At 36.4% G+C, this 25749-nt stretch carries 18 protein-coding genes; 11 read left to right on the top strand and 7 right to left on the bottom strand.

Annotated features, from left to right (window positions below; translation table 11 throughout):
• Positions 1 to 82: 82 nt before the first annotated feature.
• Together KNP04_RS07705 and KNP04_RS07700 are read right to left on the bottom strand one after the other, a co-directional pair.
• Positions 83 to 1621, bottom strand: coding sequence for a hypothetical protein (locus KNP04_RS07705; protein WP_214747869.1), 1539 nt, complete (start codon positions 1619 to 1621; stop codon positions 83 to 85).
• Positions 1622 to 1749: 128 nt separating this feature from the next.
• Entirely contained in the window at positions 1750 to 2016 is a 267-nt protein-coding gene (locus KNP04_RS07700) for a hypothetical protein (protein WP_214875268.1), read from the bottom strand.
• 137 nt (positions 2017 to 2153) lie between these two features.
• Here KNP04_RS07700 and dndD (KNP04_RS07695) point away from each other — a divergent pair, with 137 nt between their 5' ends.
• The 7 genes from dndD (KNP04_RS07695) (at position 2154) to KNP04_RS07665 (ending at position 11240) form a co-directional block, all read left to right on the top strand.
• The gene (dndD, locus tag KNP04_RS07695) at positions 2154 to 4400 is read left to right on the top strand and encodes a DNA sulfur modification protein DndD (protein ID WP_214875267.1); all 2247 of its coding nucleotides are present in this window, start codon (positions 2154 to 2156) and stop codon (positions 4398 to 4400) included.
• A gap of 124 nt (positions 4401 to 4524) precedes the next feature.
• On the top strand, positions 4525 to 4800 hold the full coding sequence (locus KNP04_RS07690) for a hypothetical protein (RefSeq protein ID WP_214875266.1): 276 nt from the start codon (positions 4525 to 4527) through the stop codon (positions 4798 to 4800).
• A 156-nt stretch (positions 4801 to 4956) separates the two neighbouring features.
• Positions 4957 to 6057 carry a DNA sulfur modification protein DndB gene (gene dndB, locus KNP04_RS07685; protein WP_015881068.1) on the top strand — a complete coding sequence of 367 codons (1101 nt, stop codon included), beginning with the start codon at positions 4957 to 4959 and terminating at the stop codon, positions 6055 to 6057.
• 28 nt (positions 6058 to 6085) lie between these two features.
• Entirely contained in the window at positions 6086 to 7741 is a 1656-nt protein-coding gene (gene dndC / locus KNP04_RS07680) for a DNA phosphorothioation system sulfurtransferase DndC (protein ID WP_214875265.1), read from the top strand.
• Positions 7731 to 9743, top strand: a complete 2013-nt coding sequence (dndD, locus tag KNP04_RS07675) for a DNA sulfur modification protein DndD (protein WP_214875264.1) — start codon at positions 7731 to 7733, stop codon at positions 9741 to 9743. Before dndC ends, dndD (KNP04_RS07675) begins: the two co-directional genes overlap by 11 nt.
• Entirely contained in the window at positions 9740 to 10120 is a 381-nt protein-coding gene (locus KNP04_RS07670) for a DndE family protein (RefSeq protein WP_214875263.1), read from the top strand. The genes dndD (KNP04_RS07675) and KNP04_RS07670 overlap by 4 nt, the downstream gene beginning before the upstream one ends.
• Position 10121: 1 nt before the next feature.
• Positions 10122 to 11240, top strand: coding sequence for a cysteine desulfurase family protein (locus KNP04_RS07665; protein ID WP_214875262.1), 1119 nt, complete (start codon positions 10122 to 10124; stop codon positions 11238 to 11240).
• Between the two features lie 44 nt (positions 11241 to 11284).
• On the opposite strand, the gene dptH is transcribed toward KNP04_RS07665, so the two are convergent.
• Genes dptH through dptF form a run of 3 tightly spaced genes read right to left on the bottom strand, consistent with a single transcriptional unit; the run spans position 11285 to position 19053 of the window.
• Positions 11285 to 15322 carry a DNA phosphorothioation-dependent restriction protein DptH gene (dptH, locus tag KNP04_RS07660; protein WP_214875261.1) on the bottom strand — a complete coding sequence of 1346 codons (4038 nt, stop codon included), beginning with the start codon at positions 15320 to 15322 and terminating at the stop codon, positions 11285 to 11287.
• On the bottom strand, positions 15303 to 16712 hold the full coding sequence (gene dptG, locus KNP04_RS07655) for a DNA phosphorothioation-dependent restriction protein DptG (protein ID WP_214875260.1): 1410 nt from the start codon (positions 16710 to 16712) through the stop codon (positions 15303 to 15305). The genes dptH and dptG overlap by 20 nt, the downstream gene beginning before the upstream one ends.
• A 22-nt stretch (positions 16713 to 16734) precedes the next feature.
• On the bottom strand, positions 16735 to 19053 hold the full coding sequence (dptF, locus tag KNP04_RS07650) for a DNA phosphorothioation-dependent restriction protein DptF (RefSeq protein ID WP_214875259.1): 2319 nt from the start codon (positions 19051 to 19053) through the stop codon (positions 16735 to 16737).
• Positions 19054 to 19164: 111 nt separating this feature from the next.
• Between dptF and KNP04_RS07645 the strand changes: the two genes are divergently transcribed.
• The 4 genes from KNP04_RS07645 to KNP04_RS07630 are packed head-to-tail and all read left to right on the top strand — an operon-like array spanning position 19165 to position 23246.
• Positions 19165 to 20553: a DNA phosphorothioation system restriction enzyme gene (locus tag KNP04_RS07645; protein WP_214875258.1), complete on the top strand. Its 1389-nt coding sequence runs from the start codon at positions 19165 to 19167 to the stop codon at positions 20551 to 20553.
• A gap of 20 nt (positions 20554 to 20573) precedes the next feature.
• Positions 20574 to 20762: a hypothetical protein gene (locus KNP04_RS07640; protein WP_214789504.1), complete on the top strand. Its 189-nt coding sequence runs from the start codon at positions 20574 to 20576 to the stop codon at positions 20760 to 20762.
• 1 nt (position 20763) lies between these two features.
• On the top strand, positions 20764 to 22782 hold the full coding sequence (locus KNP04_RS07635) for an AAA family ATPase (protein ID WP_214875257.1): 2019 nt from the start codon (positions 20764 to 20766) through the stop codon (positions 22780 to 22782).
• Positions 22782 to 23246, top strand: coding sequence for a hypothetical protein (locus KNP04_RS07630; protein WP_214695173.1), 465 nt, complete (start codon positions 22782 to 22784; stop codon positions 23244 to 23246). Before KNP04_RS07635 ends, KNP04_RS07630 begins: the two co-directional genes overlap by 1 nt.
• Before the next feature lie 88 nt (positions 23247 to 23334).
• Here the strand turns inward: KNP04_RS07630 and KNP04_RS07625 are convergent, their stop codons facing one another.
• Positions 23335 to 23793: a hypothetical protein gene (locus KNP04_RS07625; protein ID WP_214875256.1), complete on the bottom strand. Its 459-nt coding sequence runs from the start codon at positions 23791 to 23793 to the stop codon at positions 23335 to 23337.
• Between the two features lie 33 nt (positions 23794 to 23826).
• Positions 23827 to 25746: a coiled-coil domain-containing protein gene (locus KNP04_RS07620; protein ID WP_214875255.1), complete on the bottom strand. Its 1920-nt coding sequence runs from the start codon at positions 25744 to 25746 to the stop codon at positions 23827 to 23829.
• Positions 25747 to 25749 lie beyond the last annotated feature (3 nt).

The following is a 25749-nucleotide window of genomic DNA, read 5'->3' as shown; positions in this document are numbered from 1 at the left end:
CCCGCTTTCACTATCCAAAGTCTACCATATCCAAATCATCAAATAAAAAAACCGCCCTGACCGAAGTCAGAGCGGAATCGTATTATAAAACGAAAATCGCTGCAGATACGCCGACGACACCAACGAGCGCCATCGCATATACCGGCACACGTGGCATTTCGCCATTGTTGTCGAGTGCTTTCCCGAACATGTAGAAGACGATCGGGTGCACGAGGAACGGCATCGAGAAGATGAGCGGGATGAGAAGCGATGCTTCCGTTCCGAACATACCGCCTTGGACCGCTGCGAACAAGCCGAAGTGCGAGATCGCTGACGATTGTGCCATCGTCGTGTAATCAAATGCAATCGTGCTGAACGTCAAGATGACGAGACCACCGAAGACGGCCATCATCTGCCATCCGAACGAGAACTGCATAAGGGCTTTGACTTCTTTGAAGTCTTCCCCGTTCGCCGCACGTAAGTTTTTCAACGCGAGCGCCGTGAGTGCGAGACCGATCAAGACGATGATGGCTGTCGGCCAAATCCAGAGCGCGCCGTTATCGGCACTGACTGCGAGGATCGAGAATACGAAAATGTGTCCGAAGAACGGGATGTTGATCATGATTGGCGCACGTTTTGCCGCCACTTGACCGAAGTCCCCAGCCGTACACGCACCTGTGAGACCACTGTGTGAAAGTGACCCCGCCATACCTGGCGCGAGGTTACGGATGTGACCCGTACGAGCGAACCACATGATGAGTGCGATTCCACCGAACATCCAGAACAACTGACCGAAGAAGCCGTACACGAGAATCGAGTTCATGCCTTCGATGGCGAACGCGTCACCGATTCGTGAACCACCAACCATGAAGTTGGCAGCCAAGACGACCGGAATCCCTGCGAAGAGAAGCGCGCGGACAGTCGGTCCATACGTCCAGTTATGGAAGATGGCACCGAGTGCTGACGAGATCAACATCGCGAAGAAGATTTGCGGAAGTGCGATGATCGGTTGAACTGCTGTCGCAATCAAGAACGAGACGAACAAGATGACAAGCAAGAGAACTGTCTCGATGACACCTTTTTGCATGTATACTTTCTTGTCCTGAATCTGTGCTTTATGGTCGATGAGTAAGAACGACACAGCGAGACCGAGAAGTGCGAGGATTGGGTAGTAAAGCGCAATCCCTTCTGCCGTACCTGGCTCGATTGCCATACGGAAGAACCCTTCCAAACCGACGAGCAAGAAGAACGAACGGAGGATAAAGATGAACTGCGTACGTCCTGTTCCGAGGAACATTTCCTCTTTTGCAGGAACGACGATGTCTTCCATGTCGAGCTCTTGTTTGCTTAAGATTTTACGAAGTTCCTGTCCACCGACGAAGAACGAAACGACTAATGCGATGATCGTCGTCCGTGACAAGAAGTCGACGAGCGGGAATTCAGGAAGTCCCGGTGTCGCGATGCCGAGCTCGACCATACCGAAGCCGAGACCAAGACCGAAGATGACGATGACGAGAATCGGCGAGAAGCGCGTCCCAGCCACGACCATACGAGATAAAATGACCATCGGGATGATGAAGGCCATAAGCAACCAGAATTGGTTGATGAGTTGCATTTGAGATAATTGCTGTACAAGTTCCATTGACTAACCCCTAACATAATTTTTAGCACACAATATCGAAGTGTACAGGAATGAACATTATGTGACAATAGGGTGTGATGTTTTGTAAACATTGAAAGCGGAACCAAGTGAAATTGGTCCCGCTTTCGTTAGTTATTGGATTGTCTGAGGCCCCAAATGCCTTTATTTCCTGTGGAATAAAAGAGGTCTTCTTTCCCAGTAAAGCTCGCTGAATCACTGGAATGCGCACGAATCTGTTTATTGACGTGCCCTTTCCAATCTTTATATCGATCGAGCTCGAGTTGATAATACGATTTTTCGACATACGCATAAATGTCTTTTAAAGATGCAGTCCCACCATGGTGCTGGAGGGCGAATTGGATTTTGCGTAGTAATAGGCGTTTCACATCTCTCATCTCCTTATATGAAAAGTAATTATGTATACCTAATTTATCCATACCCTTTCTAAAAAAGTTACAGGTTTTTAGGTGTATTTCCTTTATAATAGGAATATAGACCTGAATATCTCATGTTTGGAAGAAAGGAAATCGATATGACTCAAAAGCGTTACTCAAGTGAATTAGAAATTTTAGAAGAAATATCTTCTCATCATCAGCTATCACCTAGTCTTCTTCAAAATATTCTCACCACTTCAAAAGCTAATTATTATGGTGAAGCTACGTCTCCGACTAAACGCCAAAAAGAATTAGAAGAAGAATTGAAATATCTAATTAAAAAGGGGAACTCATTAACACATTCCACATCATCCAATAAAAAATCTGGGTTGAAACTTGTTCGTATTCAATTAAATAATTACAAAACATACTTAAATTCTCAAACAATTAACTTTGATACACATACAGATGATAAAAACATCGTTCTGATTGGTGGTTTGAATGGCGCTGGAAAAACAACCATTTTAAAAGCAGTTCGTTACTTATTATATGGCAAGCGTGGCATGACCGATACGGAGTTTCAACAACAGTTTACAAATACGATTAACAATTCATTCTTCGAACAAGGTGGTCGCGAAGCTAGTGCTTCTCTCGTTTTCGAACCTGGAGACGGGCATCATTACGAAATTAAAGTCGTTTGGCAATACAATAGTAAAAAACAAGTTGTGTCTGAAAGCAAGACGTTCAGTAAGCGAACGATTGGTGCAGCTCGTCCAAAACGTAATGAACAGATTGGTTCGCACAACGTAGATGATTTCAACCGTACCATCGATAAATTAATCCCATTTGAAGCTTCTCAATTCTTAATTTTTGATGGGGAAGAAATCCGACGCATTATTTCTTCTAGAAATTCTGCCGACTTTAAAGCGACAATCAGACGAATGAACGGAATGTCTTATTTCAACGAGTTAAAAGGTGACTTAGACAAAATCTATTCAAAGAAAGTCAACGAATTAGCTACCGCTCAGAAAAGTACCGAGTTGTTAAAATTCAACAAGAAAATAACTACACTCAAAGAACAATTACATGAGCTCACAGAAAAACGAAATAAAGCCGAGAGTAGAGTATCAACATACAATAAACAACTCGAGCACTTTAAGAAACTTCGAAACGAGAAGCTCATGCAGAACAACGAGTCGAGAGAACAATTTATTTCAACCATGAGTTCTTTAAGAGCACAGCATACTCAAGTATTGGAGCAAATTTCTAAGTTGTTTTTTGAGAAGGGGATTCCTTCATTTGCATCTAAAAAAATTGATGCGTTAAAAAAACGACTGACTCTAGAACAACAATTTACATCTGATCAGCAACGCGTGGAGCAGATTTTAGCACCTTATCACCAATTTATGTCTAAACTTCTTTCAGAGCCAATCGACCCACCATTGACTGAAGAACAACTGCATCAGGTTGAGGAAATTGGTAAGAATATTTGGTTATCGAAGGAGAATTATAAAGCTTCTACCACTTCAGTGAATCAGCAAATTTGGCACGACCTTTCGCCAAATGACCGTAGACTGATTATGAATGTAGACGCATCTCGCACTAAGGAAATGATTGTTGAACTAATCAAGAAAGAAAAGAATCTTAAACATTCAATTGATCAGCTTCAGCAAAAAATTGATTTAGCCCCTTCGGCAATCAGTGTTGATGAAGAAGATAAAAAGATTCAAGAAATTACTGAGGTGCTCGGTAAAACTAAGAGCATTTATCTCAACATTAAAAAGAAAGAACAAGAGTGCATTCAAGAAATTCGTTCTCTGGAATCAAAGCTAAAAGGAACAAAATCTACTGCAACAAATGCAATCGAGTTAGCTGATGATGTACAGCTTTATGGAAAAATCAAAGAAGCAATTGATGAGTATTCAACAAAAGTACTAGATTGGAAAATTGATTTGATTAGTGAGCAATTCGATCATATGTTGAACAAACTTATGAGAAAACAAGATGAATTCGGTCGTGCTTTCGTTGATCGCCGTAAAATGATGATACGCATTGAAAATGAGCGCGGCGCTGAAATTTCAGTCGAAGAGCGTTCAGCCGGTGAAATGCAAATTATCTCCTCTGCATTTATTTGGGGAATGATCAAAGCAGCTGATTTAGATTTGCCTATGATTATCGATACGCCACTTGGTCGCTTAGACAGCTATCATCGCAAAAATCTAGTCGAACATTTCTATAAACATCTCAGTAAACAAGTTGTGATTCTCTCAACTGATACGGAAATTACTCCGGAATATGTAGAGTTGATGAAGGAATATACTTCAAAACAAATCATGTTGGACTACAACCAAAAAGAGAAATATACGCTTATTCGCGAAGGTTATTTCGAATTAGTGAAAGGATAAGATTATGGATTCTAAAGGAATTAAATTGTCACAAATAAGTAAGAATCGAATCGATACTATTATTGGACACATCGAACATTACGTTCCGAAAGACACGAGACCATTTGTTGTAAAACTAAGTCTGATGCACGGAATTGAAAATCACTCCGTTTCATCTGTACTCCCTACCGAATTGAGTTCAAGTGCTTGGGATATGGGCTCAATCATTAATGGAAATGATTACTTACTCGCTAAACACCTTATCATCAACGAACTGCAAGAAGAAATCGATGATGAGAAAGTTGTTCGAGACCATATGAAACGTTTCATTGAGTTAGGTGTGAAAGACATTGCTTCGTTGCTCGAATCAGATGATGCAATTTTTGAAGAAGAATTTTTAATTAAACTTCTTTCCGTATAATCTCAGCGATTTCGCTGAGATTTTTCTTACGAAAATTTCTAATTTTTGTTGAGCTGTTCGCTTTTTTCATACGAACAGTTATGTTAGACTTTTTGTATAAAAACATTGTATTTATTTAAAATTACGTACGTAATTTTAAATAAAGGAGGATAACTCATGGATCCTAATTTCAGCTATAACTTCCCCGCATTACGAGGAAAACAGGCAGAAAAAGAATATTTCGTCGTTATGTGTCCATTAAAACTGATTCCAAAAATCTTCTTATTCGATGAAGAGGAAGTCCCGCCACAATATCGCTCACAGCGGATTTTGAATAAATCTAGAGTTCCAGACATTACAAATTACATCGTAGATCAGTCCAAGGACTATGTATTTTCATCCCTTACAGCTTCCATTGATGGTGAAATTCAGTTCACTCCATTTACAGATGAACCAAACTTTAAAGACTTAGGCAAACTCTCAATAGCACTGGATTCCCGTTTTTTAATTAATGATGGTCAACATCGAAGAGCAGCGATTGAAGAAGCTTTAAAAATCATGCCTGAGCTTGGTAATGAAACAATTTCTGTTGTATTCTTTCATGATGAAGGTCTAGAACGATCTCAACAAATCTTTTCAGATTTGAATCGACATGCCGTTAACACGACGTCATCTATCGGTATTTTATATGACCATCGCGATCAGTTATCGCTCCTAACTAAAGAAATCGTTGAAGAGATTCCGTTGTTAAAACGGTATACAGAAATGGAGAAAACGTCCCTCTCCAAGAATTCACCAAAACTTTTAGCGTTGAATCATATTTATAACGCGAATAAGCGATTGATTAATAAGAAAAAAGGTGCTCTTTTAACTGAAGAAGACGCATTGAACATCAAAACGTTTTGGCTAACTCTATGCAATAGTATTCATGAATGGGAACAAGTATTTAATAAAGAAATCTCCCCTCGTGATTTACGTATGATTTCAATTGCGGGTCAAGGTTTATTTATCGAAGCAGCGGCTGAAGTTGCGCGCTCTTTAATTGAACAAAAACCTGATACATGGACAGCCTACCTTACAAAATTTAAAGATATTGATTGGAGCCGTTCAAACGAAAAAGATTGGAAAGGTCGTGCCTTTAACGAAAACGGCAGAATTTTAAAGAACAACTACACTATTCGATTGACTGCCATACGAATAAAATCGCTAATCGGCATCAAGCTCACGAAAGAAGAGAAAGATTTCGATCAACAAAAATCAAGCATGAACGTATTATGACTGTTTTGGCACGAGAGGATGACAATTTATGACACAAGGTATTATTAGTAACTTATTTACTCAGCATGAAGGAAATACTGTTTCTAGACGCTCCATCGATTTGATCAAACGTGTGTATTTAAATGACACACGTCCATGGGTGGTCGGATTTAGTGGCGGAAAAGATTCTACACTAACGACTCAACTCATTTTCGAAGCGTTGCTAGAGCTTTCACCAGAACAGTTGCATAAGAAGGTATTTATCATTTCTTCTGACACTTTGGTAGAAAACCCACTCGTCGTTTCCATGATTAACGGCTCTTTACACCGCATGCAAGAAGCCGCTTTAAAATATAATCTCCCGATCGAAACACAAAAAGTTAAACCACTTACAGAAAAAACTTTTTGGACGAATATTATCGGACGTGGCTATCCTACTCCGAACCAAACGTTTAGATGGTGTACAGATCGTCTTAAAATCGACCCTGCTAACCGCTTCATTAAAGATAAAGTGTCGAAATACGGCGAAATTATTATGGTACTTGGTGTCCGTTCATCTGAGAGCACGAGCCGAGGCCAATCAATAAAAGACCATGAGATTTCAGGTAGCGAATTGATGCGACACACATCACTTGCGAATGCTTATGTATTTGCTCCAATTAAAGAATTTGTTCTAGATGATGTATGGAGCTACCTTCTTCAAAACCCAGCTCCGTGGGGAGAAGACCATCACAAGCTGCAGAAAATGTACATGGATTCAAGTAGCGAATGTCCATTAGTCGTTGACCAAAACATTAAAGAAAGTGCTGGTTCTTGTGGGAATAGCCGTTTTGGTTGCTGGACATGTACGGTTGTCAATCAAGATAAATCGCTTACTGGTTTTATTCAAACTGGTGAACATGACTGGTTAAAACCATTATTGAAATTCCGTAATAAAATGGTGCTCATTCGTGACGACCGTTCTAAACGAATGCATAAACGAATGAATGGTGCCTTCTATTTATTAGAAGTTCAACATGAAATCAAAGAAGATGGAATCTATATTGTTCAAAAGAAAAAAGGCGGTCGTGCTGCTACTTCTCATAAAGTAGTTGACCGAATTGAAGATTTGACTGATGAGTCTGTTCTTGCCGTTCCTAAAGCACAATTAAGTCAATTTATCGCAAAACACAATATTGACTTGAGCAAACCTGAAGAGTTTAATATTCAGTTTGTCGTTACCGAAACAAACGAGGATGGGCAATCTGTATACTCACACCTTGGTCTTGGTCCTTTCACACTAGCTACTAGAACTGAACTAATGCGCGACTTATTGATTTTACAACGTGATTTAAAAGTTCCAAATTCAGTCGAGTACAAATTAATTCAGGATGATGAGTTACGAGCAATTCGTCGCTTATGGCTCCGTGAAGGTGATTGGAACGATACGTTACCAGAACTTTATCGCGAAGTATTCGGCGTCGACCTGGATTGGGAACATGATGATCGTCAGATTCTAACAAGTGACCAAGCGAATGATTTAGAACTTCTTTCTCAAAAGCATGGTCTTGATTTCAATATGGTTCAAAAACTATTTACAACAGCAAATGATTTTCTAGGTGTAAAGGTTAAACGAGGATTTAATAAAGATGTCGCTGCGCTATTGAGCCAAGACTATTTAACCCTTTACAAAGAGCAAGGAGTTTTAGAGAGAGATGAAGATTGAATCGATTGTCTTAAAGAATATTGGAGCATATAAAAATCAAACATTTGATTTCAAGAATGAAAACTCTAATAAAAATGTTATTTTAATCGGCGGGAAAAATGGAGCGGGTAAAACAACCTTTTTAAACGCACTTCGCACTGGATTATATGGTAGTCAGGCGTTTGGGATTAAAGCACCCACTCCATCTTACTTCAAAGAAATTGAGAAATTAATCAATAGCGAAGTAAGAGATCAACGAGAAAGATATAGTACCACTAAACAAGTCTCAAAAATTCAAATTACGTTTACAACAACAACGAATCAAACAACATCACGCTATTTATTTGAACGATCCTGGGGAATCGATGCTAAGAATATTAAAGAATACTTTAATATCTATCGCGATGGAAATACCTTTGCACTAGCAGAGAAAGATAAGAGTCAAGTCTATTCATTATTCTTAGAACGCACTCCCCTCTATTTGTTTAATGTCTCATTATTTGATGGAGAGACAATTAATCAAATTATTAATGAAGGGAAACTATCTGAGTACCTAGATGATTTGATGAAAAGTGCATTTAAATTAGAGATTCCAGATTTATTAACGGAAACAATCGAATCACTTGTACGAGACGAAGCCAAGACTAAGCTATCTAAAGATAAATCAAAACGTTTAGATGAGCTTAAAAAACAGCTAAGTGAATCCGAACAAAAATTGCAAAACGTTCAAGTCGATAAGTCTCAGCTTCTTCAGAATATCGAAGTTAGTGAAGCAGAAATCACTGCCTTCTCTGAATCGTTACGCGCACACGACGTGATTAGTAAAGAAGAAGAAGCAAAATTGAAAGAGGAAATAAGAAACCTAGAGCAAGAACGACAGAAATTAAAGCAGTCTACGTCTGACTTTTTCAGTGAGTACTACGCTTTTTCTATCAATCATCACTTGCTTGAAAAAGCTGCAGAACAAGTAGAATCAGAACTATTGGTGAGAAGTGTAGAAGATTTAGAAAAAATCTTCACCGATGAGTTCTATAAGAATGTTTCACGTAATTTAGGAGGATCTGTAGAACATGATTCACTGAAGAATGAGTTCAATGCGGCTTTAAAAACGGCTGTTCCGAAAACTGAAATTATTCATGATGCTTCGTTCGGTTCGAAGGCAAAAGTTGAAAATATGATTTCTTCAGTAAACGCTCAATCTTCCTCATCTCTCTTGGCAAACATTAATCGCGATGACGAAATCATAGAGGAACTGAAGATATTACGACGAAAACTAGTGATTCGAGAAGAAAATCATGCGGATTTTGAAAAACAATTTGAGGAATTGAATCAACTCAAAGTTAGTCATCTTCATTTGAACGAGCAGTTAGAACGTATTGTTAAACTTGAAGAAGAGCTCCAAAATCAGTACTCGATGTTAGTGGAAGAAAACGCCTCACTTCAACAAGAAATCGAGAAAATCACTTCAAAATCGAGCTTATTATCGCAAAATGCGACTTCAACATTAGCTTTACTAGAAGACTTCAAACTTCAACAGCGATATAAAGTCATTCGGAGTGTTGAAGAAAATGCGTTACGCATGTTAAAAACATTGATGCGTAAAGAAGATTACGTAGATAAGCTATCGATTCTACCCGAAGATTTCTCGTTAACTTTGTCATCTAAGGACCAGTCTCAAATTTCTGTAGCTACGCTATCTTCTGGTGAGAAACAGATTCTACTTCTTTCATTAATCTGGGCAATTTTCAAAGTTTCCGAAAATCAAATGCCATTTATCTTCGATACTTTGTTAGGCCGATTAGATCGAGATCACCGTTATAACATTTTACGTAACTTACTTCCTAACTTTGGTGAACAAGTGTTAGTGCTATCTACAGACTCAGAGATTAGCAAAGATTACTATGATGTACTCAAACCATCGATTTCTAAAGAGTATAGTCTTCAGTTTGATAATGAACATTTAGAAACACGAGTCATTCCATCGTATTTTGAATTTGAAAACGCGCAGGTGAAAAACTCATGAACTACCGTCTTAAATTAACTGAACAAACGCATCTCTATTTTAAAGAGATTGCAAACTCAACTCATATCACACCAAACATCCTAGCTCGTTTCGCCGTTGGAATATCATTAAAAAACGAAAAAACTCCATCAAGCGTTAAAGGTCAGCCCATTTCTAATTTTGAAATCAATCGTGCTACCTTGACGGGAGAACACGACGAGATGTTTAAAATGATGATTCTTCAACATGCTAAACGCCATATTGAGGAAGAACGATATTTTCCAGATTACTTTAATGCACATATTACTCGAGGTGCCGAAGAGCTTTATCAAATGTTCCAATTTTCTAGAAGTACCAATCAATTCTTAAGAGAGTTATTGACTCTCCAGGAGGGATAACATGCTTTATCTAGACAACAGCTCAACGACACCTGTGTATCCAGAAGTACTTGAAGAGATGCTCCCCTACTTTCTTGAAGAGTTCGGAAATCCTTCGAGTAAGTATTATTCACTGGCAGAAAACTCCAAAAATGCTGTTGAACATGCTCGTGAACAGTTAGGTAAATTTCTTAACTGTTCTTCTACCGAGCTGTACTTTACTTCAGGAGCGACCGAAAGTAACAACTGGATTTTAAAGAGTGTAAGTTCAACCTTACCGGATCATCAAGTGATTACTACGGTAACTGAACATTCATCTAATTTAGAAATCGCAAAGTATTTAAATGAGCAGCTTAACATTCATGTTGAATACTTGTCAGTCGATCAATTCGGTAGAATCAATTTTTCTGAATTAGAGTCTCTACTAAAAAAACGCCCTACTTCACTCGTTTCAATCATCTGGGGAAATAACGAGTTAGGATCTTTAAATGACATTCAGAGAGCTTCTGAACTAGTTGCTCAATATGGTGCACTCTTTCATACTGATGCCACACATGTCGTCGGAAAGATGAGAATCAACCTGTCAGAACTGACGAACGTTCATTTCTTATCCGCTTCTGCGCATAAGTTCAACGGTCCAAAAGGTATCGGCATCGCTTATGTACAAAAAGATGAGGATGGCATCCCAAGGAAATTGACACCACTGATTCATGGTGGTGGTCAAGAACAAGGCATTCGAGGCGGAACACTTGCTGTTCCTTTAATTGTTGGAATGGGAAAGGCAGCAGAAATGCATCAGGCATCCTTGTCTAAGAACATTCAAAAATTGCAAAAACTTGAACACCAATTGGTTCAACTTTTATCTCAAAAATTCGGATCGAACATACGCTTCAATAGTGATCATACGGATAAAATACCGGGAATTGTGAATGTTCAATTTATCGGGATTAATAATGAAGTACTCGTGAAACAACTAGCTCCTGTCATGGCGGTCTCAACTGGATCTGCATGTAGCTCCAGTAAACCAAGCCATGTACTTCAAGCGATTGGATTAACATTAGATGAAGTACGATCATCCATTCGATTTTCACTAGCGTCAAACATTGAGTCAAAAGACTTAGAGATTTTCAAAGAACTGTAAGTAAACGACCGGCTTAAATTAAATTTAAGCCGGTCGTTTTACGTTCAAATATTATTAATTTTGAAGGTTTCAAGCATTTCTTCTCTTGGAATATCCTTTTTCCCATCTATAATAGATTGTCGGATTTCTTCAATCGAATACGATCCACCACTTATACCGTACTGTTCTGGTAAATTAAGCAACAGAATATCGTCATCAACTCGTTCAATAGATGAAGTTGTTTCTTCTGTTCTAAAAGAAACGACAACTCCTTTATTAAAGTATTCGGTTAGTTCATTTGAAATCTCATACTCCCCTTTCATCAATCTTTCGATGACTGAGAGTCGATTCTGCTCGAAGTCATAATTTTTTTCTCTCTCGCTCCACAACTTTCCTTCAAATAGTTTTTTAGCATTTGCTAAGAAGAGATGTGCAAAGAACATTCGATAGTACTGTTGAGAGAATGTAGTTTCTGTCTCACCCACACCCAATTCAAAATCGAAGAGAGATTTTGTACGAACAACTTGGTTTCTCGCTTTATCTATGACATTACTCAAGTTTCTACCGATTTTCACTTCAATTGGATAGAAGTGCATTTTTAACTTACCGTCCGTTTCCTGCATCCCGATCAAAAGTAAATCATCTGAATAACTACCTGATTTACCTAACGCTTTTACAGTGAAAGGTGAATTCGCGTGGTTTAACCCGATTGCTTTCGCCACACGCAAAATTTCCTCAAGGGAAATCGGAACCCAAGTAATATCATCAGTTGTGAACATCGCCAATGAATACTTGACGGCTGCCAACAAACTGAATTTCTCACGACTTTTATGCACGTTACGTGCCGTTTCATTACTAAGACCTTGTTGAATCATTGAAAGTAACCATTCTCCGTTGATGACGTTGAACGTTTGAATGATTTCTTTAATACTCTCATCCGTATTCAAATCCGGCTTCTCATGATTCAAGTAATCTTTAATCACTGCCTGATATTGTGCCGTTTTCTTCGTGACGGTAATAGCATCATATCGGTAAGAAGACGACTGATCATTATAATGAATGATAATCAATTCATTGTCTGGATTTCCTTGTTTAGAAGAAAAATAGCCTAAATCCACAGTAGGTTCAATTAATGTAACCCAGTGTGAGCTCTCATAAATATTTTGCAACTTATAGCCGTCGCGTGCATCTGTAATACTAGCCAGTGCTGTAACGCCATGTGCAAATGAGCTACTTCCGTTATCTTTCATGTGTACGTTTAATTCATTAAATGATTTGGCACATCGTAGTAACAAGTCTTCTTCTTCAATTGCATAACCTCGAAGACCGAACCCCATGCTAAATTGACCATCTTTGACTGTCGGTGCAAGTGTCGAATACAAGCCGTTCATGGCGTTACCACTTTTGATATACTCCATTTTGTCTGTGATGACTTGTTCTTCACCACTCATTTTATAGAAACTGATATGAGCATAGTCAAAATCATTAAAGTGCTCATTTTGAATATGGTAGTGATTAATCAGCGACTGAATTTTCTCCGCTACTTCTTGAGGAGAGAGAATGAAGTTTTTAGGAATAAGTGCGTATAGATATTCAAACTGTTCCCAGTCATCGTCCATAAAATCTTTTGCTGCAAATTGATCGAAAGCACTTCGGTATCGACCTGAATCGCAGTAAAGTCTCACTTCTACAGGAATGACTTCATCTCTGTTTTTTTCATAGCTGTCTTTTAGTTGTCGGAAAATCCATTCAACAATACCTTTTAGCACCATCTCATCATTACGAATTTCAATCACATTTAAATATAATGGTGCTCTAGCAACTTGATTTTTCTGATTAAAGAGTGACGTAAAGTGATCGACAAATTGATTTAGCTTTTCTTTAACCACTTCGGATAAAAAGCGATCGGCTTCAGCGACAACAACTTCTTCTTTTGCTCGATAGACCATCCATTCTGGCAAGTCCGATTGGGATTCTGCCTTGTAAGCTTTACCATCAAACCATAGATATGGGGCTAGTGCATCGGCACGTAAACGTTTCAGTACACTTTCCGAGATTTCCTCTTCACCAAGTTGAATATTTAATTCTAACTGAAATGCAACATTCACTGGATGGAATGGAGTAAAGTAAACAATCTGTTCTTTTTGGTTAAACAGTACACCTAATCTTAAAATTGAATACCCCACTTCAAACAATCGATCTGCTTCTTGAATCGATTCAATCGCCTTTACATAGGCTTGAACGTAATTTAAAGCAACTCGTTTGTATTCATCGTCCCAGTAAGCCAACATAGGCACAGTTTTTTTAATTTTAAAGTGGTTCAAGAACAGATTATATGCTTCTCTTAATTCATAATATGGTCCGAATTCCAAATCAATAGGACTGAGGACGCCTGCCGAAAGAACAGCAGTCTGCATACTTTGATTGACCCATTCCATTTCGTAGTCCAAAAAATCTTTATACTCGTTTTGTGGATAGTAAATTTGATTCTTCAAAATCAATTTCCCATCCGTACTAAGTACAATAGATGCTCGCTTTTCACGCTTTTCTTTATATAATCGGATATTTGGAATCGGGTGTGGCTTTGAAGCATCAACACTCAATTTAATATTAATTGGTTGCGATTCTCCAACAACTAGTTGCATAAACTGATCTTCTTCAAACAAATCCTGATCAAAGTGATACGTCACATTAGGTTCCTCTGATACTTTAACCAGGGATTGTTCTTGGAAAATAGGTTCGTGTGAGCCGTCCCCTAGACGTAATTCGCCTTCTTTATTACCGAGAGTCAGATATTCGGTATCATTCTCTTTTAAACGCTTCACTTCGTATGTTCCAGCATAATCTTTAAGAACTTCATTAGAAAACGGGAAAATCATAATATTTAGCTCTGAGTACAACGTATTTTCATTTTTCACTTTATACTTCACAGTACATTGCGCAGTATTTTGAACTTGATTAGAAGTTATTGTCAAATTAAGATTGTTCGTTTTCACATTCGAAGTTACTTCAAGTAACGGGTTACAATATTCAATTTTGACTTGCGACTGTTCTAAGCTCTTTCGAACACCTTTACCTTCTATAAGATATTTAAACTTTAAGCTGATTTCTTTTTCATGAGACGGATTAAAAATTGCAATGTAACGTATACGTTTTCCTGTTTTAGTCGTTTTATGTGGTCGATCCCACACCGCTACTGAAGAGTGATCATTAACATTTGTAACTTCCTCAAGTTCAAATACTTTTTTATTTTTTTCTGCTTTGAGTTTGATTACTTCTTGTAATGTTAATTCATTCCAGTGATCATGTTTGAGTTTATTGACACCTTGTTCGTTAAATTTTTTCGGTAATTGTGCTTCAGTCGTTTCATTAAAATGACTCTCTTGTACAAATTCATACAAATCTCTGTTCTCACGAAGTCGTTCTCGAATCTCTTTTTTGGAGGACGTTTGGATAAACGAATCAAGCTCCTGGTCGTGGAAGAACCTTAACTTCAGAAAATCTTTTTTTGAAAGTTCTGTTTTTTGCATGAGAGAGAGAATCTCTTCGAAATCAAAGAAAGATACTCCTTTAAATGAGTTAAACTCTTCTTCAATTTCTTTCAAGTGAAAATTAATCACTTCAACTAGTGCGCCCTTATTTTCAGACATTTGCTTAAGTTCATGCTTAAGTTCTTCTAAAATCTTTTGAGGATTTAATGGCATTCCTTCTTTTTGAAGATTTGCACCACCACCATCGATACTATCAAGTTGCCCGTGATAAATGACGAGTAATGAGCGATTTATTCCTTCTTCTTCTTGTTCACTAACCAAGTTTCGAAGTTTGACGAAGAAATCAGGTTGAATTCCTTCGCTTTGAGTAGCAATGATTAACTCACTTGTCCCGTAGTCAATCGTAATCGTTTCATATTCAGTAACTCCGTTTAACTTATATTCAAAAGCTTTAACCTGATCTTTCGCTTCCTGCTCGAGATAGTCTTTTAAATATTGAACATGACTCTCTTCTTCGAGTTGCAAAAAATACTTATCTCCAGGCTTAGGCGTGTTTACTAAAAAATGGCCATTTATTTTTTTCGTGACATACTCATAAAATTGGTTTGACATACTGCGCCTCCCCACTATCGCTCTTCTTATCGATAACATTAATTTTTTCTAATAGTTGTAAAAGGGCAGTTGATGATTCGTTATCAAAGTTAATGCCTCTTTTACTTAATCTTTCTAATAGTTCTACAAATGTGATTCGGTCATTTTTACAACTCACAGCGCACATCAGAATTAACATCTCCTGATTCAGAGACAATACATATCCAAGACGCCCACGACGCTTCGTAAAGTGCGATTTAGCAATATTTTTTGCATGATCTCCATAACGAGACTGTGCTTCTTTCGGAGTTGTCAGCTTCATCGCATTGAATAGTTGTTTAGCCGCTTCATTGAAGGTTTGAGTTTCATTCACATTATTCTCTAAACCTGCATAGGTGAGAATTCGCTCAGTCTGCAAATCAATATCTTTCAAAAATTGAACTTGATCAGCATCACTAAGCATGTTGAAGTGTTGAAAAATTTCATCATACGTCATGATTTTAGATTTTTCATTCTCTAATGATTGGTTAATAGAGTTACAACTCAACTGAGCCATCGTCAACTCATGAACAAATAAATTTTCACTCGCACTCGTTAGCAGTCCCATACCCGAGTTCATTGTTTTTCTTCTTGATGTAACAGTCGTTTCGTTATGAATTGTGTAGTACATTTTTGATGGATGATTCCAGTTAGACGTCTCAAAGTTATTAATCTTTATTGTCGTTTGAGAAACAATAAAGTGTAGGTAATACTTCAATAAATTATTAATTTCTTTCAAAAAATATTGCGGATGCTCTGCCAAATAGACAAAATCCTCACCTAATAGTTTTATTGGCAATGAAGAATAAAGGGCATGCTCTGCTTTATATTCTTTTTTCGTTAGATTCGGTAATAAATTTACAATCATTTTGTCTAACAAAGTTTCATTTTGGCCTGCTTCAAAAACCTGTTTAACCTTTTCGATTTGCACTTCATCTAACGCATGTTGCGTCAAATCCGCTAGAAAAGTACCTAACTTTTTCTTCGTCGCAGGATTGCCTTGGATGTACATGAACATACTTGGATGGGTAACGTTCAATCCTCCATCCCGTTGTAAAAGTAATTCACTAAAGAAAGTATGAATTTCATCTTCATGCTCCGGTTGATTCTCGACTCGCTCTAATACACCTTCTAAAAGATAGTCCGTATTGAAAGACTTAGCTGACAGTTCTACATTCAGAAGTCTTCTAGAATAAGCACCGATTTCCTTTTCCCAATCGGAAAGAGCGTTTTTAATTGAATCACTCTTTCCTGTTGTGAAAGGGAGTATTTGATAAAAATTCGAAGTTTGTCGCTTCGTGATTTTCTTTCGACTTTTGTCTAAGACAATGACTTGTTTTTCATCGAAAATTTTCTCTGGTAATAATCTCATTATTTACACCTGCTTTCACAACTTACAATTTACTAAATACGATTTTTTCTTCATTACTAAATGGGTCAGCTTCTTGTTTTAAAACGAAGGTTTCTCCAGTTTGGACAACATAAATCAACACTTCTTCGTTGTTTGTATTGTGTGTGCGAATCGCATTTGCGAATTCACTGAATCGGATGGCATCGTCGAAATCAATCTTAGAAGGTTGATATCCTTTATCTATTTTTGAAATCAAACTGAACATCTTATAATCGATTTCTAGCTTAATTCTTTGTTTGCGCTCACCCACTGCAAATTGAATAAATAAAGAGTTTCTGAATTGAACCACTTTCTCTTCATTTTTTATCGCCATACTGATTGGATCCAATGTAAAACTAACTGGTTTTGCTATACGATAACGCTTTGAAATTTTTGCATTCGTATCAAACAAATATTTTTTTTGATCTTTTTTAAATCCAAACCATAACATAAGTGCATTCTCAAATTTCTCGTAGAGAGTCTTTAGTTCATATTTTTGACCAGTGTAATAAGCAAATAGATATTTTGAGAATGATTCAACCGTTGTTTGTGTAATATTCATTTCTCTCGGATTGGACAAGTACAGTAGTCTTAGTAATGATTGTGTGTACTCAGTAACCAATTCACGATCTAATAGATCAAGTTCATATGTTTGACGAGTCAATTCATCAAATCTAGAGATAAACCCACTCACATCTGACTCTAAATTGATTTGAAGAATGATTTCATCTATCTCTTCGGAACGAGAAGCAACCGGATCTTCATTTCTTAGCATGATTGATATAGGTGAGTCATTTTGAGTTGTAAATATTTTTTGATGAAGACCGTGGATAAGTAACGTCTCAAGTACAATTTTTTGTTTACTAATATTTGTCCAATTTCCTGGAATCATGATTTCGTATATTAAGTTAAAAAATTGGCGCATAGATAAAACTGCTTTTTCTTTTAAGAGAGAACTTGCGATGATGTTTACGAAGTTGCGTCTCACTTGTTGATTACCCATAAGTAAAAAATTGCGGTGGATAATCGAATCGATTCCTCTCTTCACATCTTCTTGATAAGCCAAATAAAATGGGTTTTCTTCATTTGGATCGAACATCTTTGATAGAATGCCCATTAAGAAATTCGATTCTACGCCACCTTTAGTAAGTTCATACATTGGATAATCTGAGAAACTGACCATGGAAAAATGGTCATGTTGCGTTTCTTGGGAAATCTCATTCTCAAAAATACCTGATTGCTCAATATATGAAGTCAATGAAATGAACGTGTAATGATTGTCGATTGAACTCGCAAAGTCATATAAAAACTTATGTAGTACGCCTAAGTTGATTGCCAGCACAAACTCTTCCGAACCCTCTTGTAAATGTTGATCAGAAAACGGAATTAACTTCTCAAGTAAAGTTTCCATTGCAGTTTTTCGCGGAGAAAGGCTTTCTGTCGCATCATTCCAGATTTTATTTTTATATCGATTCATTAATTCAGGTTCAGCAGATTGAAGATGTGAAAGAATATGCGATTTCCCATCTCCTACACTACCGATTAAAAGCGTTAACCGTTTTTGTGCAGGTTGTTGCAACATCTGAATCAATCTATTTTCGATTGGACGTTCTACGTGTAAATATTGTTTTAAAGAACTTAATGGAAGTTCTGCACTTTCAACCGCCTCTTTTGAAGATTCATTTAGTCTGGACATCAGATTGTATAGATAACTCTCACTATCTTTTTCAATTTGAGGTAAGAAATCAAATAGTTTATTTGATTCATTTTTCTCCACACTTATTTTTTCAGTAGGTTCCTCTTTAGGCGAAACAGAACTGAGCGCTTTTAGTTTTTCCTCTAGTTGCGCTTCTAAGATTTTTAAAATATCATCATGCCCTCTGCCATTACTTTTTTCAGCTGGATGAGTAGGAGGAGCGTATCTAGGTATAGATGGTGGATTTTCATAACTAAGGACGTACGATTCTACAATGTTATATAAACTCGACCAGATTTTCGGGAGAATTTCGTGTGCCTCTTTTGTGAATAATTCATGGGCCGCACTATTTCCGTTCCTACGGACATAATGAAGATCTGAAGCTAATTCGCGGTCGATGATTTCTTCAGATTGCAACAAACGAATGTTATCGTTTAAATTGTATGTATTTTGCAAACCGCTCACTTCTAACCACTCATTCACGATTGCTTCAATCATTTTTCTGGCATTCAGAAGAGCAAAGTCTGTTTCTTTAGAATAGTATTTATCTTCTACAATCTGTGCCAACTCTTCCGCTTTCGGATTAATTGGTTTTAGAAATGAGAAAAAGTATTCCATGTCATTCATTCCTTTCAATCACCTTGATAACTTTTTTATTAACTATATTCTTTATTATATCTATAATAAGGGTATATGGTAGGTTTTACCTACTCCTATATATGATAAAGGAGCTATTATATGGATTCAACAATTCTATTTCCTTCTTTACCTAAATGGTTTACACCACGAGACTATCAATTAGATGCCATACAAAGATGGACTGAAAACGGATATCACGGTTTGCTGGAAATGGCAACGGGAACCGGAAAAACGCTGACAGCTCTCACAGCCATTACAAAGCGCTTTGAGGAAACCCAACGTTTAGCAGTCGTCATTCTATGCCCTTATCAACATTTAGTAGATCAATGGGCAAAAGATGCCGAATCTTTTGGAATGGATCCAATTCTATGCTATGGTTCAAAATCTCAATGGACATCACTCTTGTCCGGGAAAATTACTCAATATAATTTTAAAATAAAAAATTTTATATGTGTGATCACTACCAATAACACATTTAAAAATGCTCATTTTCAAGCTCATCTCAGTCGAATATCCGATGGTGGAATGATTGTTGCAGACGAGGCACATAACTTAGGTACAAAACAATCTCTTCAGTCACTTCCACCAACATTCAAAAATCGATTAGCACTGAGCGCTACTCCAATAAGACACCATGATGATATCGGAACGGAACAGTTATTAAATTATTTTGGTGGGTCAATATATAAGTTTACTTTGGAAGAAGCGATTAAAAAAGGGTTTTTGACAAAGTATTATTACTACCCTCACCTAGTCTCTTTAACAGAAGATGAACTGGAAATTTATCATGACCTTACGAACAAAATTTCGAAATTAATTAACCTATCTGATCAACAATCAATCGAAGCCACTGGAAATAACACTGGTGCATTAGAGATGTTATTAATTAAACGGGCTCGATTGATTAATTCAGCTCAACAAAAAGATATTTTATTGAAAAAACAGCTCAAAATGCAAGAAACTCTTAACCATACAATTGTCTATTGTGGCGACCATTCAAAGGATGATCAACGTCATGTAGATCACATTGCACAATTTTTACATGACGATTTGAACATATCAGCGAAAACCTTTACGTCAACTGAATCAAAAGAACTACGACAGACGCTATTAAAGGAGTTTTCTGATAATACGATTCAAGCACTTGTCGCAATCCGTTGCCTAGATGAAGGCGTAGACGTTCCTTCTGCTGAGACCGCATATATTTTAGCTAGTACGACGAATCCAAAAGAGTTCATTCAACGTCGCGGACGAATTTTGCGAAAACATCCCGGGAAAGAATATGCTTATATTCATGATTACATCGTCATTCCACGACCTTTGACAGAAATTGATTTACTAACAGATAAAGAATTTAATATTGAACGTCGATTATTGATGAATGAGCTAAAGAGGGTAAATGAGTTCGCATCAATATCAGAAAACCATTATCAAGCACTTCAAATTTTAAATCCGATTAAAGAGGCTTTCAATCTTGTCGACCTATAAACTAAGAAGAGGTGATTATGATGAATCCAAATCAATCAAATAGCGAAAATGATGTATATGCATTACTAAGCGAGTTATCAGAAACGGAACAGCAAATTCTACAAAATATTATTCGTTTAGAAAAAGACTACTTAGATAAAGAAGGTTCATTTACTGCTGCGCAATTACCAGATGAATTTTCTAAACTAATTAAAAAGGAGTACATCTGACATGATTCTTAAGCAAGTCATCATTGAAAACTTCCGTCAATACTACGGGCAGAATACGATTGAATTTGCACATGGATCAGGAAAAAATGTTACTGTCATCCATGGTGAAAATGGGAGCGGTAAAACAGCATTACTCACAGCTTTGATTTGGGGATTTTATGGACGAGAACTCAAATTACCGAACCCTGAATCTATTTTTAATAATAAGGCTGTTCAAGAGAGCACAAAGAGTCAAGATGATTTGATAACAGCAGTACAAATTAAATTTGAACATAATGATTATGAATACGAATTACGACGTACTTTACACGCAAAATTTGATCATGAACACAATATTCTCAATCTACCTAAAAACAAGACAATCAATCAAAAGGTTGAATTGATCAAACGTAATATCGATACGAATCAATCCACTAAAATTAAAGATATTTCATACGAAATTAATCGCATTTTGCCATATAAATTGCATACATTCTTCTTCTTTGATGGTGAACGAATGGATCATCTAGGAAAAAAAGAGGCATATACTGAAATTCGTGACTCAATTAAGCGAATGATGGGATTAGAGTTATTTGATAATTCAATCGAGCACTTAAGCAAAACCATTATTAAACTTCGTGATGAGGTATCCAAAAACGTCAAAAGTGAATTAAGTGATAAATACTTGCGCATAAATCAACTTGAAGATGAAAAGATTAAAAAGAAACAACAACTCACTGAGACACGACAAGAACTTTCTGCTGCTCAGAGTGAATTAAAAAGTATAGAAAATGCATTACGTAATGGGGAAGAAACAAGAACCTTTCAGGTCACGCGAGATCATCTAATTGAGTCAATCACAGAAACAAAAAATGCCTTTGATGAGAAACTAAAAGAGTTGAGAATCCTACTATCTCGGTCAAGTCATTTAGCTTTTTCAACCTTACCAATCAAAAGATTTCAGCGGATTGCTCATACAAATGACCAAGGTACGATCGAAAAATTGATTCATCCTGATTTAATCCCGACTTTACTATCAAACGGGAAATGCTTATGCGGACACGAACTTGAGACGACAACAATTGCATCTTTAGAAGAAGTTCAACAAGAGGTCATAAATCTATCTAGTTCAAAAAATGAAATGGACCAACTTTATTTCCAATTAAGCGGATGGGAAGTTGCTAGAACTCATTTTTACACGGAAATCAAAAGGCTTGTTGGTGAGCGTGAAGAATTAAGAGAAACACTCAGAGGATTGGAAGAGGAGTTACGAGAAATCGAAGAACGTATGAAAGCCAACTCTCGTAATATCGAAAATTCATCTAATCTAATTGAAAGAGAATCATCCGTTCGGACTGCAATCGTAAAAGCAGAGGCGAATATAGAAAATTTAATCCGTTCCATTGACGACATCTCAAAAGAAGAAGACCTCTTAAATAAAGAAGTTAGTAAACTGACTAAAGCAGAAGAAAGACAGTTAAAACTACAACTTGCTTTGGAGTCTGCTACAAAAGTAAAAAACACTTTGATTGGTCTATTAAAACTGAGAGAGTCTCAAGTGAAAACTGAATTGGAAGAAAAGATTAAGCTCACCTATTCTCAGTTATTACGAAAGGATTATCCGATCTCGCTTACTGATAATTACGAACTCCTCGTTTCAGATGTAAACGGAGGTAGTATCGGTTTATCACAAGGAGAATCACAAATTACGAGCCTTGCTTTTATCGGAGCCATTGTTGATTTAACACGAGAGTATAAAGACAAAGAAAAAGGCCATGCTTTAGATGAAGATTTGAAACTAGGAAATATTTTCCCACTTGTAATGGATTCCCCATTTGGAGCACTTGATGCAGATCATCGGTCTCGTGTGGCAACGAATTTACCGAAACTATCTGACCAGGTAGTTGTCATTGTATCTACTTCACAATGGCGTGGAGAAGTGGACGAAGCTATTAATCATCGGATTGGAAAGTCATATAAATTACTCAACTACACCAATGAAGATACAGGAGAATACACTGAGATTGCGGAGGTAATGTAATGGCAAAACGTTCTGTGCGTCGGGATAGCACGCAAGATCATATGTACGCAACGTTAAAAGAAGATGCTCAACTATTCGAAACTTATAAAGATGCTTTTATGGCCGCTTTGCTGTTTGGTTATAGCAATGAACGAAGAAAAAAAGTAAAGCCAGGTCCTGAAATTTTGTTAGGCATTTTTTCAGAACAAGATTTACAACTCATGAAATTGATTATGCATTTAGAAAATACGTTTGAACGGTTCTCAGTCGACAACGATTCTGAGGATGAATCAGAGGTGACACTCGAAAATTACGAGATTATCGAGGAATATGCTGCGGGAGGATTAGATGCTCTTTATCAAGAGCTAGAAATCTTCTTGAGCGATCCAGAGTCTGCACAAAATGCTTATTTAGATTTAATGATTGAATACGAAAACAAAAAGTTCAATACCGAAGATCTAATCAATGAACTTCCATTTAATTAAGAGAACCGCCTACAAACGTATCACTGATTTGTAGGCGGTTTATATTAATTTCCACATAAAAATATAAATCGAAATTCTATTTACGTCCTTAAAAATCATTAGAATTTAATAACCGATGATATGCCACTAAAAATATTTCTATATCTCCTGTTTTCGGAATATTGTCTTTTATAATATTCATACCTCCAGCAGCATAACTATTTAAAAGTTCAAACCCTTTCTCACTAAGTTTAGTACTTGAATCAGTTTCAATTAACTGTAAAATCAATTCCTCGACACTTGATCGATCTTCAGCATTTATTCCTTGTCTTTCCATCTCTGAGTTAATTAATAAACCAATAATTAAAGGGAATTTGCCTGTGTAAGATTGAGGATATCCTTCTATAAAATCAGCAATTTCATACTCACTTTGTTTTCCTAGCTTATTATTGTTCAATCCTATCAATAAACACAAATAATATTTATCAAATAACAGCTTAAATCTATTCTCTTTTTGATCTATCAATTTATAATATTCCCTTGCTTCTCTAGGTAATTTAAACCCCATATTTTTAGTCTCCATTTCTGTATTTGTTAATATTTAAATATCGGTTACCTCTTGAAACGTTGAGAATTTTTCTTTTCCTGAAACACAATGTGTTTTATCATTTCCCTTAAATATTGTTAAAAATTGGACGTCATTTTTAAGGGCATAGAAGTAGTCTGTAAAACCTTCTCTCTCCCCAGACGTTATAAAAATAATAAGCTGATTAAACAAATTAGGTATTATTCGAGAAACTTCCCGTCTTACAGACAAATCTAGTGAACCTGCAGGTGAATCGACTACAAAAGGTAAATCGTGGGCGGACGTTTCAAACATAGACCCTAAAAAAGAATATGCAATTGCTAAGGATTGACCTTCACTCGCACCCGATTTTCTAGCTAATTTTAGATAACCTTCTATCTCTTCTACTTCAATTCGTTCAGTTTTGATAATTTGTGAAAGTTTTTCATTTGTTTCATTCTTAATTCTTTCTTTTAACTTCTTTATCGTTAGTTGCTCTACCTCAGTAAGGATGTTTTTGAACTTTTCAGAATTTCTAAGCAATATCACTGTATCTGATGCTTCAGCTATTTTTTCTCTAATTTTAATTAGCTTTTCATGACATAATGGTATATTCTCTGTCTCGTTAATGGTTTGTTTTTCAAACTTGTCATTAGTAGTGAGTATTCGCTTTTTTTCTATTAAGGAATCTATAACTTGTTCCAATTCAATTTTTTCAATCTCTAATTTCTGTAGCTCAATGTCTCCTGCTTCAGATCTAATAGTTTGGATTCTATCCAATTCACTTTTCAAATCATTTCTTCTAATTATTAGCTTATTTAATTTTTCAATTTTTTGGTTTACTTCTTCATTATAACTTCTTAAGTTAATTGAACTTTTAATTAAATTGATTACACCAATTTGATCGTCGCCTAAGTAATCTTCCGATTTACTAAGAATATAATTTTTTTCGTCTGTCCCAATTGGTCTTCCACATATACAGCTCTGATTATTAGACAGATCCTCAAAAAACTGTTTTGACATAGTTCTAGGTAACTTTAATTTTTGCATATTAGAAGATAATAAAATCAATTTATCCGCCACTACTTTAGACATTAGAAATGGGTCTCTAATATCTTCTAAAATTTCATTTATTATTTTATTATTTTCAACTTGAATAGCTATACGTTCTTTTTCCAAATTCTCAAACTGATCTCTTAATTTATAGTCCGATTTAATATATTCTGATATTTCACTTGAAATTCGGTCACGTCTCGCTTGTTTTTCTACTATTTCATTTTCAAGTTTAGTTTTATATATACTTAATTCCATTAAATTTTTGTTGATTTTTTCTTCTTCATTTTTAAGACGAGACAATCCTGATATAGTTTTAGTACCAGTCTTCTCCACATTTCTTTGTTTTTCGGTTACTATTAAGGAGATTCTATTTTGAATGTCAGTTATTCGATTAAGTTGATATAAATAACGTATTGTTCTTTCTGCTTCAACACTCTGATTACCAATAATTTCTTTTGCTAATTCGCCATCGAAGATGAACCGTTTTACAAATTCGGTAGTAAATGTACTTTTTAAAGATGATGGCAACTTAAGTCCCATCTCTAGACCACCTATTTCACCAGATTTAGTTGTTTGATAATATGCTTTACCTTCCAAGTAATTTAATTTTAAAGCTACCAAATATGTCGTTCCATCAATTAACATTGTAACTTTGAATTCTCCAATACTTTCTTTAGATTCGGGTGGTTTAAAACTCAAAACTTGGTCTTGAGTCCACTCAACAGCTGACTCATCAAAAATTGCTCTTAATAAAGTTTGTGTAGTTGTTTTTCCATACCCATTAGGCATCATTATAAGATTTATTTTATACGGTGAATTTGTTTCATCCTCAACCGAAACGTACAAATTATTTACGCCTCTAATATTTATATATTTCCAATCAAGTATTTTTAAATTCATCCG

Source organism: Exiguobacterium sp. CH10 (assembly GCF_018617635.1).
Classification (GTDB): domain Bacteria; phylum Bacillota; class Bacilli; order Exiguobacteriales; family Exiguobacteriaceae; genus Exiguobacterium; species Exiguobacterium aestuarii_A.
The sequence above is the reverse complement of the archived record's forward strand: the minus strand, read 5'-3'. Positions and strand labels throughout refer to the sequence as shown.

Coding starts and splice junctions, on each gene's coding strand:
- KNP04_RS07705 (WP_214747869.1), bottom strand. CDS start 1,621: ATGGAACTTGTACAGCAATTATCTCAAATGCAACTCATCAACCAATTC.
- KNP04_RS07700 (WP_214875268.1), bottom strand. CDS start 2,016: ATGAGAGATGTGAAACGCCTATTACTACGCAAAATCCAATTCGCCCTC.
- dndD (WP_214875267.1), top strand. CDS start 2,154: ATGACTCAAAAGCGTTACTCAAGTGAATTAGAAATTTTAGAAGAAATA.
- KNP04_RS07690 (WP_214875266.1), top strand. CDS start 4,525: ATGCACGGAATTGAAAATCACTCCGTTTCATCTGTACTCCCTACCGAA.
- dndB (WP_015881068.1), top strand. CDS start 4,957: ATGGATCCTAATTTCAGCTATAACTTCCCCGCATTACGAGGAAAACAG.
- dndC (WP_214875265.1), top strand. CDS start 6,086: ATGACACAAGGTATTATTAGTAACTTATTTACTCAGCATGAAGGAAAT.
- dndD (WP_214875264.1), top strand. CDS start 7,731: ATGAAGATTGAATCGATTGTCTTAAAGAATATTGGAGCATATAAAAAT.
- KNP04_RS07670 (WP_214875263.1), top strand. CDS start 9,740: ATGAACTACCGTCTTAAATTAACTGAACAAACGCATCTCTATTTTAAA.
- KNP04_RS07665 (WP_214875262.1), top strand. CDS start 10,122: ATGCTTTATCTAGACAACAGCTCAACGACACCTGTGTATCCAGAAGTA.
- dptH (WP_214875261.1), bottom strand. CDS start 15,322: ATGTCAAACCAATTTTATGAGTATGTCACGAAAAAAATAAATGGCCAT.
- dptG (WP_214875260.1), bottom strand. CDS start 16,712: ATGAGATTATTACCAGAGAAAATTTTCGATGAAAAACAAGTCATTGTC.
- dptF (WP_214875259.1), bottom strand. CDS start 19,053: ATGAATGACATGGAATACTTTTTCTCATTTCTAAAACCAATTAATCCG.
- KNP04_RS07645 (WP_214875258.1), top strand. CDS start 19,165: ATGGATTCAACAATTCTATTTCCTTCTTTACCTAAATGGTTTACACCA.
- KNP04_RS07640 (WP_214789504.1), top strand. CDS start 20,574: ATGAATCCAAATCAATCAAATAGCGAAAATGATGTATATGCATTACTA.
- KNP04_RS07635 (WP_214875257.1), top strand. CDS start 20,764: ATGATTCTTAAGCAAGTCATCATTGAAAACTTCCGTCAATACTACGGG.
- KNP04_RS07630 (WP_214695173.1), top strand. CDS start 22,782: ATGGCAAAACGTTCTGTGCGTCGGGATAGCACGCAAGATCATATGTAC.
- KNP04_RS07625 (WP_214875256.1), bottom strand. CDS start 23,793: ATGGGGTTTAAATTACCTAGAGAAGCAAGGGAATATTATAAATTGATA.
- KNP04_RS07620 (WP_214875255.1), bottom strand. CDS start 25,746: ATGAATTTAAAAATACTTGATTGGAAATATATAAATATTAGAGGCGTA.